The organism is Streptomyces sp. SUK 48, from assembly GCF_009650765.1.
Classification (GTDB): Bacteria; Actinomycetota; Actinomycetes; order Streptomycetales; family Streptomycetaceae; genus Streptomyces.
The window spans coordinates 487804-504465 of the sequence record NZ_CP045740.1 but is presented as its reverse complement, the minus strand read 5'-3'; the positions used below and the strand labels follow the sequence as shown (position 1 = coordinate 504465).

Below are 16662 nucleotides of genomic sequence, written 5' to 3'. Positions count from 1 at the left end.
AGGGAATAAATGTCGGACACATCGAATCCTACGGCGGCCGAACTGGCCGCCGTACTCGCCGAGCTGCAACGCAAGGACGAAGCGCTCGCCGCCCACGCGGACGCGCTCGCCGCCCTGGAACGAGAGAAATACGAACCCATCGCCATCGTGGGGATGGGGCTGCGTATTCCGGGCGGGAACAACGACGTCGACACATTCGCCGAGTTCCTGCGCGAGGGCCGTTCGGGCATCGGGCCGCTGCCGGCCGACGAGCGCCGTCAGATGGCCCCCGGCGACGGCGAGGGAGCCGACGGGACGGACGGCGACCTGCCGCCCGGCGGCTACGTCCGCGACGTCGACCGCTTCGACGCCGCCTTCTTCTCGATCTCCCCCAAGGAAGCCCCCTACATCGACCCCCAGCAGCGGCTGGCCCTCCAGACCGCCTGGGAGGCGCTGGAGCACGCGGGCATCGACCCCACCTCGCTGCGGCACGGCGACACCGGCGTGTTCATGGGCGTCACCACCCTCGACTACATCTTCGAGTCCACCGACCTCGCCCCCGCCGACCTCGACGGCTACCTCGCGCCCGGACTGACCCACAGCGCCGTCTCGGGCCGGATGTCGTTCTTCCTCGGGCTGCGCGGCCCGTGCATGACCGTCGACACCACCTGCTCCTCGTCGCTGACCGCCACCCACCTCGCCGTGCAGGCGCTGCGCGGCGGCGAGTGCGGGATCGCGCTGAGCGGCGGGGTCAACGTCATCCACAACGCGCAGAACCACACCATCCTCAAGCTGGGCGGGGTGCTCTCCGCCGACGGGCAGTGCAAGACCTTCGACGAGCGGGCCGACGGCTACGCCCGTGCCGAGGGCTGCGGGGTGCTGGTCCTCAAGCGGCTGTCCGACGCGGTGCGGGACGGCGACACCGTGCACGCCGTGATCCGAGGCTCCGCGGTCGGCCAGGACGGCGAGAGCGCGGGCCTGGTGGCCCCCAACGGCGCCGCCCAGGAACAGGTCATGCGCTCCGCCCTGGCCCGTTGCCGGCTCACCCCCGGCGACATCCACTACGTCGAGGCCCACGGCACGGGCACCGCGCTCGGCGACCCCACCGAGATGGACGCGATCAGCGATGTGTTCGCCGAGTCGCACAGCAAGGAACGGCCCATGGTGGTGGGCTCGTTGAAGACCAACATCGGGCACATGGAGGGCGCGGCCGGGGCCGGCTCGCTCATCAAGGCGGTGCTCCAGCTGCGGGAGCGGACGGTCTTCCCGCACCTCAACCTCGTCACCCCCTCCCGGCGCATCGCCTGGGACGAGGCCCCCGTCACCGTGCCGACCGAGTGCCGCGCCTGGCCCGGCACCGGCCCCGGGCGCGCGATGGTCAACGGGTTCGGCGTGACCGGCACCATCGCCTCCGTCGTCCTGGAGGAGGCCCCGGCCGTACCCGCCGAGGAGACGGCGGCCGAAGCGCGCCCGAGCGCCGTGCTCACGCTGTCCGCCAAGAGCCGCGCCTCGCTGCGCCGGCTCGCCGAGCGCTACCTCGACCACCTGGACCGCCACCCCGGCACCCCGCTCGCGGACCTGTGCCGCACCTCCAACACCGGGCGCGCGCACTTCCGTTACCGGATCGCCGAGGTGGTGGGCGACCGGGACGACGCCGTACGGGCCCTCGGCAAGCGGGCCGAGTCCCTGGCGGCGGGCAGCGCCCGCGGCGGCTCGGCCGGCGTCCCGAAGGTGGCGTTCCTGTTCTCCGGCACCGGCACCCAGTACCCCGGCATGGGCGCGGCGCTCTACCGGCAGTACCCGGCCTTCCGCGCCGCGCTGGACGCGTGCGACGCCATCCTCACCCCGCTGCTCGGCGTCCCGCTCGGCGCGCTGATCCGCGGCGAGTGCGAGGCACCCGAGCGCATCCACGAACCCCGTTACCTCCAGCCCGCGTTGTTCAGCCTCGAATACGCGATGGCCCGGCTCTGGCTGTCCTGGGGCGTGCGTCCCTCGGTACTGATGGGCCACAGCCTGGGCGAGTTCGCCGCCGCCGCGGTGGCCGGGCTCTTCTCGCTGGAGGACGGCGCCCGCCTGGTGGCCGCCCGCGGCCGGCTGAGCGAGGCGCTGCGCAGCAAGGGCGGGATGGCCGCGGTCGGCGCGCCCGCCGCCGAGATCGCCCCGCTGGTCGAGGACTACCCGGACCTGACGATCGGCGCCGTCAACGGCCCCGGCCAGTGCCTGCTCACCGGCGGTCACGACGCGCTCGCCGACGCGGGCCGGAAGCTGACCGAACGCGGCGTGAAATTCACCCCGTTGAAGGGCGCCGTGCCCTACCACTCGCCGCTGATGGCCGAGATCACCGACGCCTTCCGCGAGGTCCTCGCCGGTGTCGAGTTCCGCACCCCGGGCATGGCCCTGGTCTCCAATGTGACCGGACGCGTGGCCCGCGGCCGGCAGATGGCGGACCCCGAGTACTGGATCAGGCACCTGCTCGAACCGGTGCAGTTCGAGGCCGGTGTCCAGGCGGTGGACCAGCGCGGACGGCACGTCTTCGTCGAACTCGGCCCCTCCGGCGCGCTCACCGCGCTGGCCCGCACCTCGGCTGGCGACGGTGACCACGTCTGGCTGAGCAGCACCTTCCGCGACGACCGCGACGGCGACATGGTCCGCCGCTCCCTCGCCAAGGCGTACGAGGCGGGCGTGCCCGTCTCCTGGGCCGGCTACCACGAGGGCGCCCCGAAGCGCCGTATCCCGGTGCCGTCCTACCCCTTCGACGGCAAGCGGTACTGGCTGCCCACCGCGCAGCGCCGCGCCGCCGAGGCCGCCTGGCAGGCGGAACGGACCGGCGAGGACCAACCGGGCGCGAACGGCGGCCTGTTCTACGAGCAGCACTGGCTCGCCCAGCCCCTGCCGGACACCCGCCGCGAAGGCCGGCGCGTCCTCGTCACCGGGGACACGGACCGGCTGCCGCGGGCCCTCGCCGAGACCGCCGCGGCGCAGGGCGTCGCCCTCGACGTCGTACCCGACCCCACGGCCCTCGCCGGGGCGCTGGAGGGCGAGCCGCCCACCGATGTGTGCTGGCTGTGGCGCGCGCACACCGGCGAGGAGACGGGAGCGGCGCGGCTGCGCGCCGAGTCCGAGGCCAACTACCGTGAGCTGCTGGCCGTGTTGGACACGCTGGGCCGCTCGGGCTTCGGCCGGGGCCAGCGGCTGTGGCTGGTCACCGAGGGCGCGCAGCACCTGCCCGGCGACAAGGACGCCGAACCGGCGGCCGCCGCCACCCTGTGGGGCTTCGGGCGTGCCCTCGGCGCCGAGTTCCCCGGCTACCGGGTGACCCTGCTGGACCTGGCGCCCGCCGCCGACGGCGTCGCGGGGCTGGTGGGGGAGTGCCTGGCGGCGGGGGAGAGCGAACTGGAGATCGTCCACCGCGACGGCGGGCGCTGGGTACGACGCCTGCGCACGGCCGACCCCGTGCCCGCGGACTCCCGCCCGCTCACCGTCCGCCCCGACCGCACCTATGTGGTGGCCGGCGCGACGGGCATGGTCGGACGGGCCGTCGCCCGCCGCCTCGTCGCCCTCGGCGCCCGCCATCTGGCCCTGCTGAGCCGCACCGGCGGCCCCGCCCCGGCCCTCGGCGACGGCGTCACGGTCCAGGTCCACGCCTGCGACCTCGGCTCCGCCCCGGACGTGACCCGCGTCCTGGCCGAACTCGCCGCCACCGCACCCCCGGTGGGCGGTGTCGTGCATGCTGCCCAGGAGGCCGCGCGGGACCTGCCGCTCGCCCAGCAGACCTGGGAGAGCCTGGACGCCGTGTTCCAGTCCAAGGTCTACGGCGCCTGGCTGCTGCACGAGGCCACCGCCGACCTGCCCGAGCTGGACTTCTTCCTCGGCTGCTCCACGGCCGGCGCCCTGTTCGGCGCCGCCACCCAGACCGGAGCCGGTGCGGGCGCCGCCTTCCTCGACCATCTGATGGCCCAGCGCGCCGGTGCCGGCCTGCCCGCCACCGCCGTCAACTGGGGCCCGTGGGCGCCCCGGGAGCCCGGTCGGCGGCTCAGCTCCTCGCTGGTGCGCAGCTGGGAGGGGCAGGGCATCACGCTCCTGGAGGAGGACGAGGCCACCGACGCGCTGCCCGCGCTGCTGGACGCCGGACGCGCCCAGGTCCTGATGGGCCGCTGCGACTGGAACCGCTTCGTGGCCCGCAGGGCGCCCAGCGCGCTCTTCGCCGAACTGGTCTCGGGGACCGCCGCGGACGGGGCGCCGACCGGCCTCGACGCCCTGACCGACACCCCGGGAGCCGCCCGTTCGGCCGGGATCAACGCCATCGTGCGGACCCGGCTCGCGGACGTCCTGCGCTTCGAGTCGGCCGACGACATCGAGCCCGACGCCGAACTGGCCGCCCTGGGCATGGACTCGCTCAACGCGGTCGAGATCCGCAACGCGCTGGAGGCGGCCTTCAGGATCACGCTGCCCGCGTCGGTCACCTTCGACCGGCCCAGCGTGGACCTGCTCGGCGCATACATCGAAGAACTGCTGTCCGGTGCCGAGGCGCCGGCGCACGAGGCGGGAACGGGAGCACACCGATGACCACAGCCACGCGATCGCGGACCCTGGGGGACGTGATCTCCCGCCAGGCCGCGCTCCGGCCCGAGCAGCCGGCCGTCGTCTGCGCCGGACGGTCGCTCACCTACCGGGAACTGGACCGGGAGAGCGCGCGGACCGCCGAGGTGCTGCGCGCGGCCGGTGTCGTACCCGGCGCCCGGGTGGGCTACCTCGGCAAAGAGGCCGTCGAGTACTGGGAGCTGGCCTTCGCCTGTGCCCGCACCGGCGCGGTCCTGGTCCCCGTCAACTGGCGGCTGACCTCGCAGGAGGTGGACCACATCCTGCGGGACTCCACCACCCAGGTGCTGCTGGTGGACCAGGAGCACCTGCCGGTGGCCGCCGAGGTGCGCGCGGGGCTGCCCACGCTGCGGACCCTGATCTGCCTGGACGCCGACACGCCCGGCGCCGGGTCGCTGGCCGCCCGCAAGGACGCGGTGGCCGCGGGCACCGGCCCGCAGGCGTCCGGCGGCCGGGAGGTGCCAAACGACGCGGAGAGCCCCGTCGTGCAGATCTACACCAGCGGCACCAGCGGGCTGCCCAAGGGCGTCGTCCTGCCGCACCGCAGCTTCTTCAACGTCGCCGAGGCGATGGACGACAACGGCCTTGACTGGCTCGACTGGAAGCCCGGCGACCGCAGCCTGATCGGCCTGCCCGGCTTCCACATCGGCGGCCTCTCCTACGCGATGCAGGCGTTCAACGCCGGTGTCACCGTGGTGTCGCTGCCCGCCTTCATCAGCTCCGACGCGGTGCGGGTGATCGAGGAGGAGAAGGTCACCACCGGCATCGTGGCGCCCGCCATGCTGGAGCTGATGCTCCTCGAACCGGCCGCCGCCCGGGGCGCCCTCGGCTCGCTGCGCAAGGTCGTCTACGGCGGCTCGCCGATCGGCGAGGACCTGCTGAGCCGGGCGATCGACCTCATGGACTGCGACTTCCTCCAGATCTACGGCAGCAGCGAGACCGGCAACTTCGCGGTCTGCCTGCCGCCCGCCGACCATGTACCCGGCAGCCCCCGGCTGCGCGCGGCGGGCCGCCCCTACCCGGGGATCGAGGTGCGCATCGAGGACCCCGAGGGCCGGGTGCTGCCCACCGGTGAGGTCGGCGAGGTCTGTGTGCGCACCCCCGCCCGGATGCTCGGCTACTGGCGGCTGCCCGAGGCCACCGAGCGCACCGTGGTGGAGGGCTGGGTGCACATGGGGGACGCAGGCTACCTGGACGAGGACGGCTACCTCTACGTCCGCGACCGCGTCAACGACATGATCATCGTGGCGGGCGAGAACGTCTACCCGAAGGAGATCGAGGACGCCCTCGCCCGGCACCCCGCCGTGTCCGGCGCCGCCGTGGTGGGCCTGCCGCACGAGCGCTGGGGCGAGTCCGTGCACGCCCGGGTGGTCCTGGAGCCCGGCCAGGAGGCGGGGGCCAGGGACCTGCACCTCTTCCTGCGCGGCCGGCTGGCGGACTTCAAGATGCCCACGTCGTACGACTTCGCCGACGCCCTGCCCCGCAACCCCAGCGGCAAGGTCCTGCGCCGGGCGGTACGCGACGAACTCGCCGCCGCGAAGAGCTGACCGTACGTCCCGTACGACGCCGGCCCGTCCCCTCACCGAGGGGGCGGGCCGGCGTCGTACACGAGGGCCCCGGACCGGTGAACCCGCCGCTCACACCACCCGGGTGCCGGGCAGTTCGTGGAGGTCGCCGGCGGTGCGGTGCGGGTGTGGACGACACCGAGCGGACGCCCCGGGGGAGGGGCGTCCGCTCGGTGTCGTCCGGTGGGGGTCAGCCGTGCAGGTGGCGGCGCAGATAGTCGTGCCAGGTCTGTTCGAGGGTCCTGGAGAGGGCCGACCGCGGCGCGAACACGTCCCACGAGTGGAAGGCGTGCGCGTAGACGTGCAGGTCGACCGGGACACCGGCGTCGATCAACCGCCGCGCGAAGTCGAGGTCCTCGTCGCGGAAGACGTCGAACTGGCCCACGGCGACGAAGGTGTCCGGCAGACCGGCGAGGTCGGTGGCGCGGCCGGGCGCGCAGTACGGGTGCACGTCCGGCGCCCCCACGCGGTCGCCCAGCACCGCGGCCCAGGCGTACAGGTTCTCCCGCCGGTCCCAGACGCCGAGTCCGGTGATCTCCCGGCTGGAGCGGGTCTCGTTGCGGTCGTCGAGCATCGGGTAGTGCAGCGACAGCAGCCGCGGACGCCGCTCACCGCGGTCGCGGATCATCAGCGCGGCGACCGTGGCGACCGCCCCGCCGCCGCTCGCGCCCGCGAGCCCGACGCGGTCCGGGTCGATCCCGTGCGCGGCGGCGTGCGCGGTGAGGTACGTGTAGGCCAGATGGCCGTCCTCGGCCGCGCCCGGTGCCGGGGTCTCCGGCGCCAACCGGTAGTCGACCGCGGCCAGTACGACATCGAGCCGCAGTGCCAGGTCCGCGGCGTACGCGCGGGCCGTGCGGTCGTGGGCGCTGCCGAGGACCTGGCCGCCGGCGTGGAAGTAGAGCAGGGCCGGGCGCACGCGGCCGGTGTCGCCGGGGTGGAACATCAGCACGTCGAGCCGGGTCCCGTCCGGGCGCGGGAGGCTCAGGGTCTCGGCCTTGACGCGCGGGTCCGGGTCGGGCGCGGGCAGCCACGCCTCGGCCGCCGCCACCCGCTCGCGGCACGCGGGGATGTCGGAAAGGTCCAGCAGGGCGCCGTTCGGGGCCTTGGGCAGCGCGGCCAGCGCGGCCGCGAGCTCCGGGTCGATGTCGTAGGCCATGGTCTCTTTCCTTCCCGGGATCGGAACAAGGGGGCGTCGCCCGACGCGGAGAACCCGGCCGCGCGGGCGATGACGGCCGGGGCGCGGCGACCGTGCACACCCGGACGGCACCGGGGCGTCGCCGCCGTCCGGGAGCACCGGACGCGACGCGGCCGCGATGCCGCCCGGAGCCCCGGCCGGGAGCGGGGCGAGGACCGCCTAGCCGATGTAGTCCCCCGGCTCGAAGACGGCGGTGCGCTCCTTGTACGCCTCGATGCTGGCGGGCCAGTTGTTGACCACGCGTCCGTCGCCCGTCTTGTACCAGCTCGCGCAGCCGGCGGCGAAGGCCGTACCCGACAGGTCCCGCTGGAGCTCCTCGTTGTACCGGCGCTGCACCTCGGGGGCGACGTCCAGGGTGCGGTTCCGGTCGCCGTCGAGGGAGCCGAGCGCCTTGAGGACGTAGTCGATCTGGCACTCCACCATGAACAGGATCGAGTGGTGGCCCAGGTTGGTGTTCGGGCCGTAGAGCATGAACATGTTGGGGAAGCCGCTGACGGACACGCCGAGATACGCCTCGGGGCCGTCCTTCCACGCCTCGCGCAGCGTCAGCAGGTCCCGTCCGACGACCTCCGCCCCGCCGGTGCGGTCGAGCGGCTGGAAGCCGGTGGCGTGCACGATCACGTCGACCTCGTGCAGCCGCCCGTCCGCGGTCCTGACGCCCTCCGGCTCGATCCTGGTGATGGGCTCGGAGACCAGCTCGACATTGTCGCGGGAGACCGCCGGATAGTAGTCGTCGCTGATCAGCACCCGCTTGCAGCCGAACGCGTAGTCGGGGGTGAGCCGCTCGCGCAGCCCCGCGTCGGCCACCTGTGCGGCCAGGTGGTCCTTGGCCACCCGCAGGAACTCGTCCCGCACCGGGTTGCCGTCGTCGCGCAGGCCGACGGCCCAGCCGTCGCGCTCGCGGTAGAGGCCCTCGCGCAGCTCGTCGTAGCGGTGCGGCTCGGCGAGCAGCGCGGCGCGCTCGTCGTCGCTCAGCGCCTGGTCCTGGCGCGGCAGCAGGTAGTTGGGGGACCGCTGGAACACCGTCAGCCGCCCGGTGTCCCGCGCGATGGCGGGCACCAGCTGGACGGCGCTGGCCGCGCTGCCGATGCAGGCGACCCGCTTGCCCGTCAGATCCAGGTCCTCGGGCCAGCGCGCCGTGTGCGCCTGGAGCCCGGTGAAGCGCTCCGCGCCCTCGATGTTCGCCCAGGCCGGCAGGTTGAGCTGCCCCCACGCGGTGATCAGCGCCCGGGCCCGCAGCCGCTCGCCGCGCGCGGTGCGCAGGTGCCAGCGGCCGTCCTCGTCCGACCAGGTGGCCTGGGTGACCTCGGTGCCGCAGCGGATGTGCTCCGTCAGACCCTGGCTCTCGGCGAACCGTTGAAGGTTGTGCAGGATCTCCGGCTGCCCGGCGTACGTACGGCTCCAGTCGGGCTGCTCGCCGAAGGAGTACCAGTACAGGTGGGACTGCACGTCGCAGGCCGCGCCGGGGTACGTGTTGTCGCGCCAGGTCCCGCCGATGGAGGCGGCCTTCTCCAGCACCGTGAACGTGTGCCGGCCGGCCTCCTTGAGACGGGCGGCCATGCCGAGGCCCGACATCCCGGCGCCGATGATGACGATCTCGAAGTCCTCGTCCATAGTCATCCCCTTCCTAGTGCCTCTTCGCGGTCCACCCTGGACAGGACTGCTGATCGACGACTGAAGAACGACTGATGAGCCAAAGACCGAGATTTGCTCACTAGAATTGCAATAGAAAAGGATGTGGCAAGTAAACCCTCGCCGACGCGGAAGAGAAAAGCATCCGATAACGCTTTGACAGCGCTCTCTTGGTGCTCGCGTCGACATTTTGTGCGGGGTATGCGCGAGGAATAGTCTCGCGCAATGCGCTGACACGGAGCTGACGCGCCGCGGACCCCTTCCGAAGGGGCCCGGAGGGGGAACGAGGAACGAGGCTGCGGCGGTACGCCCCCGGGGGTTTCCGGGCGTACTGCCGCAGCCTCGTCGATGGCCGGCCGCTGCCGGCCGCGGCGCCCCTAGGCGGGCACGGCGGCGTCCAGCGAGGGCGCCTGGTTGAGGATCTGCTGGAGCCGCTGGCGCAGCTTGAGCGAGGGCTCCATGCCCAGCTCGCTCGCCAGCCGGTGCCGCGTGCTGTTGTACGTCTCCACCGCCTCGGCCTGCCGCCCGGTCCGGTACAGGGCCAGCATGAGCATCTCGGTCAGCCGCTCCCGCCAGGGGTGGATGGTGCGCATGCGCTTCAGCTCACTGATGCTGTGCACCGGGTCCGCCAGCTGTATCTCCAGCCACAGCTTGTCCTCGACCGCGCACAGCTGCTCCTCCTCCAGGGCCAGCGCCACGCTCTGCGACATGGGCCCCTGGGCGACGTCCTGGAAGGGCGCCCCGCGCCACAGGCCCAGCGCCTCGTCGAGCAGGCGAAGTGCCTGGTCGGGGGCGTGCCGGGCGCAGGAGCGGGCCTGGCCGGCCAGCCGCCGGAAGGCCGCCGCGTCGGTCTCCTCGTCGCCCAGCTCCAGTACGTACCCCGACGAGCGGGTGAGCAGCTCGGGCGCCCGGCCGTCCGGTCCGGCCAGTTGCTGGAGGGTCCGGCGTAACCGGTACACGTGGGCCTGGAGCGAGTTCTCGAAGGTGGGCGGGGGGTTCTCCCCCCACAGCTCGGTGTACAGCTGCTCGGCGGCCAGCGGCCGGCCGGGGCTCACCAGCAGCGCCGCCAGCAGGGTGCGCTGCCGGTTGCCGCCGACGGTGTGCGTACGGCCGCCGGTGCGCACCTCAAGGGGGCCGAGGAACGCGCAGACCGGACGCGCGGGGGAAACCTCGCGGACCGCTGGCTCGGAAGGCAGTCTGCGGCCGTTGTTCGGATAGGTGTCCTCGAACTGAGAATAGGTGATCACTTTTTCCTCCTGCCGTGCCGTACGCGGTTCCTTTAATTGACTCCAGTAACCTTCGCAACCGCAAGTATCGAGGAGAGTCGGCCGTCGCTTCCAGGCCAGTGCGTGTCCATTGAAACAATGCTGATTTCTATCGGTGATGTCGGGACGGACCACCGCATGTCGGACATCATCGTCGCCGGTTCGCCATCGTACGGTGCCGAATATCGAGCTCAGCCACGGCTGGTTAAGGCACCGTATTAACGGTTTTCCAATTCTCGGGCCCGCTTTCATCGGTCGATCAGGAACCTGTCAGGTGCGGTTGCTTGGATCGCGGGTACCGCCGACCGCGACCAGTGAAAGAGGTGTGTGATGGGGGCCGTCCGTCAGCCGCTCCGGGTGGGGGTCCTGTTGCCGACCCGGGAGCAGGCGATCCTCGGCGAGCACGACGCCTCCTCCCTGCTGGACTTCGCGCGCCGCGCCGAACAACTCGGCTTCGACTCCCTGTGGACGGGCGACTCGCTCACCGCGCGCCCGCGGCTCGACCCCCTGGTGGTGCTGTCCGCCGTGGGCGCGGTGACCCGCCGGGTGCTGCTGGGCACCGCGGCGATGACGCCTGCGCTGCGCCACCCGCTCGTGGCCGCGAGCATGGTCAGCAGCCTGGACCAGGTCAGCTCCGGCCGGCTCGTCCTCGGCGTGGGATCCGGCTTCCCGGTCCCGGAGACCGACGAGGAACTGGCCGCCGTGGGTGCCTCGGCCGCTGCCCGGGCCGGCACCCTCGACGAGGTCACCGCGCTGTGGCGGACGGCCTGGAGCAGCACCCGGCCCGGCGCGCCCAACCACTTCACGGGCCGGCACTGGCAGGCGGAGGGCCTGGATCGGATGATCTGCCCGGCCGCGCTGGACGGACCGCCGCTGTGGCTCGCCGCCGGCGCCGACAGCGCCCGCGCGCTCGAACGGGCCGCCCGCCTCTACGACGGCTGGCTGTCGTCCCGTACCTCGGCCGAGTCCTACGCCGGTGCCCGGCGCCGTCTGGAGGACCTCTGCCGGCGCGCCGGGCGCCGGGCCGGCGCGGTGACCCCGGCCCTGTACCTCACGGTCACGGTCGGCCCGGACGAGCGGGGGGCCAGGGTCGAGCTGGACGACTACCTCGAACACTGCTACGGGCGCGCCCTGGAGCAGATGTCGGCCATGCGCGCCTACGCCTGGGGGCCCAGCGAGCACTGCGCGCAGCGCGTCGCCGACTATGTGCGGGCGGGCGCCCGGCACATCCTGCTCCGCATCGGATCGCTGCGACCGGAGACACACCTGCGGGAGATAGCGGACGTACTCGTCTCCAAGGCCCGCCAGACAGATCAGGAGAACACATGAGCACCGCCGGCAGCACCCGACGTGCCCGCTGGTTCACCACCGCGGGGGCCGAGCCGCACGCCGACCACCAGGTGTTCCTCTTCCCGCACGCGGGCGGCACCGCCCCGGCCTACCAGGCGTGGGCCGCCACCCTGCCCTCCACCATGGACGTGCGCACCCTGCAACTGCCGGGCCGTCAGGAGAGGCTGGGCGAGGAGCCGTTCACCGACGTGGAGGTGCTGCTGGACGCGCTCCTGGAGGTCTTCGAGGCCGAACTCGACGGCCGGCCCTATCTGCTTTTCGGCCACAGCTTCGGCGCGCTGCTCGCCTACCGGCTGTCGGTGGCCGCCGCGTGGAACGGCCTGCCGGCCCCCGCGCTCCTCGGCGTCTCGGCCTGGGCGCCGGCCCTGGAACCGGCCGCCGAACTGGACCGGGTCGCCACCATGACGGACGAGGAACTCCTCGACCGGGTCGGCCAGTTGGGCCTGATGCCGGAGGGTACGACGCTCGACCCGGCCACCCTGGCCTCGATCATGCCCGCGCTGCGCGCCGACTTCCTCGCCGCGGGCAGCCTGCGCGAGGACGGCGAACCGGCGCCCTGCCCGGTCGCGGCCTACTGCGGCACCACCGACCCGATCGTGGCACCCGGCGACATGGCCGCCTGGGCCGGCCACAGCGCCGACTTCCTCGGTGCGACCCAGTTCCCCGGCGGCCACTTCTACCTCTTCGAGCACACCGCGGCCCTCCAGCACAGCCTGGACCGCCATCTGCGCCGCCTGTCCGCCCGGATCTGACGAGCACGCTCCGGCACGGCGAGGCGGGAAGAGCGCCTCATCGGCCGATGGACGCGGCCTGCGTCCGGCCCCGGTACGGTCCGGGTCGAACTGCCGGACGGCACCGTCCTGCCCGCCGGGAGCGCGGAACCGGACGCGCGGCTCTCCGGCCTGCCCGGCCGCCAGGTCCGCGTCCCGGACCGGCCGCCGGAACACGGCACCCTGGAACGCGCGGTGCCCGCGTACGCGGGCGGCCTCCCGGATGCCCTGTGCGAGCGGGCGTCCCGGGACGAGACCGGCGACCCGGTGGCCGTGGGCGCCGGGAGAGGCCGGAGCACCGGCCGGTTCGCACTCCGGCCCCCCCTGAACCGGGCCGCACCGCGCGGTCGCCGGTCGATACGCTTCCCGGGTGAGCGAACACGCCGGAGCATCCGAGAAGCCGTTCCTGTACGTCGTCGTCTGCGCGGCCGGTATCGCCGCCGGGGTCGAGGAGTTGATCGCGGCCGGGCAGGAGCGGGGCTGGGAGGTCGGGGTCATCGCCACACCGGTGGCGATGGGCGGCTTCTTCGACGTCGCGGCGGTTCAGGCCCGTACCGGCAGGGTCGTACGGTCGGCCTGGCGGTCCCCGGGCGATCCGCGGCCGTTCCCGGCGCCGGACGCCGTGGCGGTCGCGCCCGCCACCTTCAACACCGTCAACAAGTGGGCGGCGGGCATCGGCGACACCCTGGCCGTCGGCACCCTGTGCGAGGCCGCCGGTCTCGGGGTGCCGATCGCGGTGCTGCCCTCTGTGACCGGCGCGCTGGCCGCCCATCCCGCCTACCAGGACAGCCTGGTACGGCTGCGCGGGATGGGCGTGCGCTTCGGGGAGCCGTACCCCGGTGAGCCGGGCCCCGACGGCGCTCGCCCGAAGTTCCCCTGGACGACCGCCCTGGACCTGCTGGAACGCGCCTAGGCGCAGGTCAGTTCGGGCCCCTCCAGCATGCCGCCGGTGTACAGGGCCTGGCCGTCGGGCATCCAGTAGCCCAGCTTGGAGACCACGGTCGAGCAGGTGGCGCCGACGGTGACGCGGACCCGGACCTGCTCCGGGTGGCCCGGCTGGAGCTCGGTCAGCGCGCAGTCAAGCGAGTACGGCAGCCGGGTCCTCGCCGGGTACTCGCCCACCAGCGGGTTGACGCAGCGGGCGTCGGTGGTGGCGATCCGGACACCGCTGGCCGCCTCGCCGATCAGCCCGAACCGGGCGCTGCCGTCGCCCTCCGCGCTGTCCCGGCGCACCGTGTAGACGAGCGTGGTCGTGGCGTTGCGGCGCAGCGTCGTCCGGTCGGCGGTGATGGCGTGCGTGGGCGGCGCCTTGGGCGCGGTCAGTGTCAGGGTGGCCCGGACCTGGCCGGTGAGGTCCACCCCGGCGGGCGCGGACCGTACCCGCACGGTGGCCGTGATGTCGTACGTGCCGGGCCCCGGGTAGTCGCCCGAACCGGGCAGCGGCCCGCCGGCCAGGGCCTTCCCGGAGCGCTCGGCGGTCCAGGTGCCGTTGGTGCGGCAGCTGTAGCGGACCCGGGTGCCGGCGCTACCGCAGGCGGCCGGGGCGGAGACCGCGAACTGCGGGGTGCCGCTGCCCGCGCACAGGCTGACCAGCGCGTACTGGCCGTGATCGCCGCGCAGCGTGCCGGCGACCGCGCACAGCGTGGCCGGCTCCTCGGCCTTCGGGGCCCCGGCGGCGGCCGGGCTGCCCCAGGCCGGGGTGACGAGGGCCAGGGGCAGCAGCGCCGCCCCGGTCAGTGCTCTCAGGGTGATCGGACGAGTCGGCACCGCGTTCCTCCCGGGCGGCCGGGACCGGCCGGTCGCCGGTCGCCTACCCATGAGGATCGTCCGACGGTACGACCGCCCGTCGCCTCCCACGCCGAACGGTCACCTGGGGGCAGCAACACCTCCGCCCCGGCGGCCCTACCGCACCGCGCGTACGTACCCGGCGGCGCCCGGAGCGGAGACGTCCCGGTCCCGGCGGACGATGCTCAGCCGCTTGCCCCAGCCGGCCAGGGCCTTGCGCAGTCCGGCGGACGTGTACTCGATGTCCACCACCCGGTCCCCGAACGCCTTCGCGTACACCCCGCATTCGTCGTACTGCCCGCACTCCTCCGCCACCGCGAAGTCCAGCCCCGCCCGGCGCCGCTCACCGGCCAGCTCGGCGGTGTTCTTCTGCGCGATGGCCAGGTGCCGCTCGTGCGCGTGCCGGGAGAGCAGGGCGATGAACGAGGTCGCGTCGGCGGCGGAGAGCAGCCCGTCGGAGCGGGTGTAGCTGTCGTAGTTGTCCGGCTCCACCGCGTCGAAGCCCTTGCGCGCGCAGTCGTCGATCCACCCGTCCACCCGGCGCGCGACCCGCTCGCGCTTGGCCGGGGTGCCGATGTCGAGCAGCGCCTCGTTCCAGTCCCTGTCCATGACGACCTTGCCGTGCGCGTCGCGCAGCAGCAGGTCGCGCGGCCAGGAGGCGCGTTCGGCGGGCTGGGCCTGGAAGGCGTTGACGTAGCAGATGTTGTACAGGCCGGGCGCGGGGGAGTCGGACCGGTCCCGGCTGACGACGCGGACACCGGCCGGCGGGGGATAGGCGCCGCCGATCTGGTAGTCGAACCCGGCGTGCCGGGGCGGCAGCCGCACCGCGCGCCCTTTCGCGCCGTCGTCCTTTCCGGTGGCGGCACAGCCCGTCAGGACGGAGACGGCGACGGCCAGTACGACGAGTGACGCGGCGCGGAACATGTCAGGATCAAAGCGTTCAAACGCTTCGGCCGTCAAGCCGCTCCCCGGCCACGTCGTAGGCTCGGCCGTGACCACCCGTCCCGAAGGCAGGAGCAGCAACGATGCAGTATGTGAAGCTCGGTTCGACGGGCCTGGACGTGTCGCGGGTCTGTCTGGGCTGCATGACCTACGGGGTGCCGGAGCGCGGCAATCACGAGTGGACCCTGGACGAGGAGGCCGCCCGCCCGCTGATCCGGCAGGCGCTGGAGGCGGGCATCACCTTCTTCGACACCGCCAACGTGTACTCCGACGGCACCAGCGAGGAGATCGTCGGCAAGGCGCTCAAGGACTTCGCGCACCGGGACGAGATCGTGCTGGCCACCAAGGTGCACGGGCGGATGCGCCCGGGGGCCAACGGGGCCGGGCTGTCCCGCAAGGCGATCATGACCGAGATCGACCACAGTCTGCGCCGCCTCGGCACCGACTACGTCGACCTCTACCAGATCCACCGCTACGACCACGGCACGCCGATCGAGGAGACGATGGAGGCGCTGCACGACGTGGTCAAGGCGGGCAAGGCCCGCTACATCGGGGCGAGTTCGATGTACGCGTGGGAGTTCTCCAAGGCGCAGTACACGGCGGAGCGGCACGGCTGGACGAGGTTCGTCTCCATGCAGGACCACTACAACCTGCTCTACCGGGAGGAGGAGCGGGAGATGCTGCCGCTCTGCGCCGACCAGGGCGTCGGCGTGCTGCCGTGGAGCCCGCTCGCCCGGGGCCGGCTCACCCGTGACTGGGGCACGGTCACCGAGCGCAGCGAGCACGACGTCTTCGGCGGCAAGCTGTACCAGGAGGGCGACCGCGCGATCGTGGAGGCGGTCACCCGGATCGCCGGGGAGCGGGGCGTGCCGCGCGCCCAGGTGGCTCTCGCCTGGCTGCTGCACCAGAGCACCGTGACCGCGCCGATCGTCGGCGCAGGCAAGTCCCGGCACATCGAGGACGCGGTCGCCGCCGTCGAACTCACCCTCGGGGACGAGGAGATCGAGGAGCTGGAGCGGCCGTACACACCGCGTGCGATCAGCGGTCACTGAGGCCGGTACCGGCCGTTCTCAGGGGTGATGCGGCGGGTGATGCGGTGGTGGCGGGGGGATGGTCGCGAGGCCGGGGGCCGGTTCGGGCCAGACCAGCAGGACCGGGCAGGGGGCGTGGTCGACGGCGAAGCGGACCGCCGGGCCGAGGCTGCGCGGGCCGAGCCGGGACCGGTCGCCGTCCCGGGCCAGCACCAGCAGATCGGCCCCCTCGGCGGCGGCCACCACCTCCCGCTCCACCCGGCCGGCCCGCTCCTCGCACGCGGCGGGCCGGCCCAGCCGCTCGGCCGCCGCGGCCAGGAGTGCGGCCGCCGATGTCCCGCCCAGCTCCTCCAGCAGGGCACCGGGATCGCGCTCCGGGTGCCCGCGGCCCAGCAGCCCCGCGAACGCGCCGTGCGCGACCCCGGGCACATCGGGCCCGCTGACATGCAGCAGCACCACCTCGGCGGAGTCGGGCGCATGCGCGCGCACGGCGTCCACACAGGCGGGCCAGGTGCCCTCGACCAGCCAGACGATCACCCGCATCGGGTC

12 protein-coding genes are annotated in these 16662 nt (G+C 73.5%); 6 read left to right on the top strand and 6 right to left on the bottom strand.

Annotated elements, in window-relative coordinates:
• Nucleotides 1-9 precede the first annotated feature (9 nt).
• Nucleotides 10-4545, top strand: a complete 4536-nt coding sequence (locus tag GHR20_RS02245) for a type I polyketide synthase (RefSeq protein WP_153812007.1) — start codon at nucleotides 10-12, stop codon at nucleotides 4543-4545.
• Entirely contained in the window at nucleotides 4542-6125 is a 1584-nt protein-coding gene (locus GHR20_RS02240; protein WP_153812006.1) for a long-chain-fatty-acid--CoA ligase, read from the top strand. The genes GHR20_RS02245 and GHR20_RS02240 overlap by 4 nt, the downstream gene beginning before the upstream one ends.
• 208 nt (nucleotides 6126-6333) lie before the next feature.
• On the opposite strand, the gene GHR20_RS02235 is transcribed toward GHR20_RS02240, so the two are convergent.
• From GHR20_RS02235 to GHR20_RS02225, 3 genes are all read right to left on the bottom strand, one after another.
• Nucleotides 6334-7299 carry an alpha/beta hydrolase gene (locus GHR20_RS02235; protein ID WP_153812005.1) on the bottom strand — a complete coding sequence of 322 codons (966 nt, stop codon included), beginning with the start codon at nucleotides 7297-7299 and terminating at the stop codon, nucleotides 6334-6336.
• A gap of 198 nt (nucleotides 7300-7497) precedes the next feature.
• Nucleotides 7498-8952, bottom strand: coding sequence for an NAD(P)/FAD-dependent oxidoreductase (locus GHR20_RS02230; protein WP_148024764.1), 1455 nt, complete (start codon nucleotides 8950-8952; stop codon nucleotides 7498-7500).
• Nucleotides 8953-9347: 395 nt separating this feature from the next.
• Entirely contained in the window at nucleotides 9348-10217 is an 870-nt protein-coding gene (locus GHR20_RS02225) for an AfsR/SARP family transcriptional regulator (protein WP_243877868.1), read from the bottom strand.
• A gap of 348 nt (nucleotides 10218-10565) precedes the next feature.
• Here GHR20_RS02225 and GHR20_RS02220 point away from each other — a divergent pair, with 348 nt between their 5' ends.
• The 3 genes from GHR20_RS02220 to GHR20_RS02210 all read left to right on the top strand — a co-directional run bounded on the left by GHR20_RS02220 (nucleotide 10566) and on the right by GHR20_RS02210 (nucleotide 13268).
• The gene (locus tag GHR20_RS02220; RefSeq protein ID WP_111581732.1) at nucleotides 10566-11564 is read left to right on the top strand and encodes an LLM class flavin-dependent oxidoreductase; all 999 of its coding nucleotides are present in this window, start codon (nucleotides 10566-10568) and stop codon (nucleotides 11562-11564) included.
• Nucleotides 11561-12337 (top strand): alpha/beta fold hydrolase, encoded by a 777-nt coding sequence (locus tag GHR20_RS02215; protein ID WP_153812003.1) that lies wholly within the window; start codon nucleotides 11561-11563, stop codon nucleotides 12335-12337. The genes GHR20_RS02220 and GHR20_RS02215 overlap by 4 nt, the downstream gene beginning before the upstream one ends.
• Nucleotides 12338-12725: 388 nt before the next feature.
• Entirely contained in the window at nucleotides 12726-13268 is a 543-nt protein-coding gene (locus tag GHR20_RS02210; RefSeq protein WP_153812002.1) for a flavoprotein, read from the top strand.
• Here GHR20_RS02210 and GHR20_RS02205 read toward each other — a convergent pair.
• Together GHR20_RS02205 and GHR20_RS02200 are read right to left on the bottom strand one after the other, a co-directional pair.
• Nucleotides 13265-14122: a hypothetical protein gene (locus tag GHR20_RS02205; protein WP_153812001.1), complete on the bottom strand. Its 858-nt coding sequence runs from the start codon at nucleotides 14120-14122 to the stop codon at nucleotides 13265-13267. The two genes, GHR20_RS02210 and GHR20_RS02205, sit on opposite strands and share 4 nt — an antisense overlap.
• Before the next feature lie 135 nt (nucleotides 14123-14257).
• Nucleotides 14258-15064: an endo alpha-1,4 polygalactosaminidase gene (locus tag GHR20_RS02200; RefSeq protein WP_153812000.1), complete on the bottom strand. Its 807-nt coding sequence runs from the start codon at nucleotides 15062-15064 to the stop codon at nucleotides 14258-14260.
• Nucleotides 15065-15165: 101 nt separating this feature from the next.
• Here GHR20_RS02200 and GHR20_RS02195 point away from each other — a divergent pair, with 101 nt between their 5' ends.
• Nucleotides 15166-16134, top strand: coding sequence for an aldo/keto reductase (locus tag GHR20_RS02195; protein ID WP_153811999.1), 969 nt, complete (start codon nucleotides 15166-15168; stop codon nucleotides 16132-16134).
• Between the two features lie 18 nt (nucleotides 16135-16152).
• Here the strand turns inward: GHR20_RS02195 and GHR20_RS02190 are convergent, their stop codons facing one another.
• The gene (locus GHR20_RS02190) at nucleotides 16153-16656 is read right to left on the bottom strand and encodes a universal stress protein (protein WP_153811998.1); all 504 of its coding nucleotides are present in this window, start codon (nucleotides 16654-16656) and stop codon (nucleotides 16153-16155) included.
• Nucleotides 16657-16662: the final 6 nt, after the last annotated feature.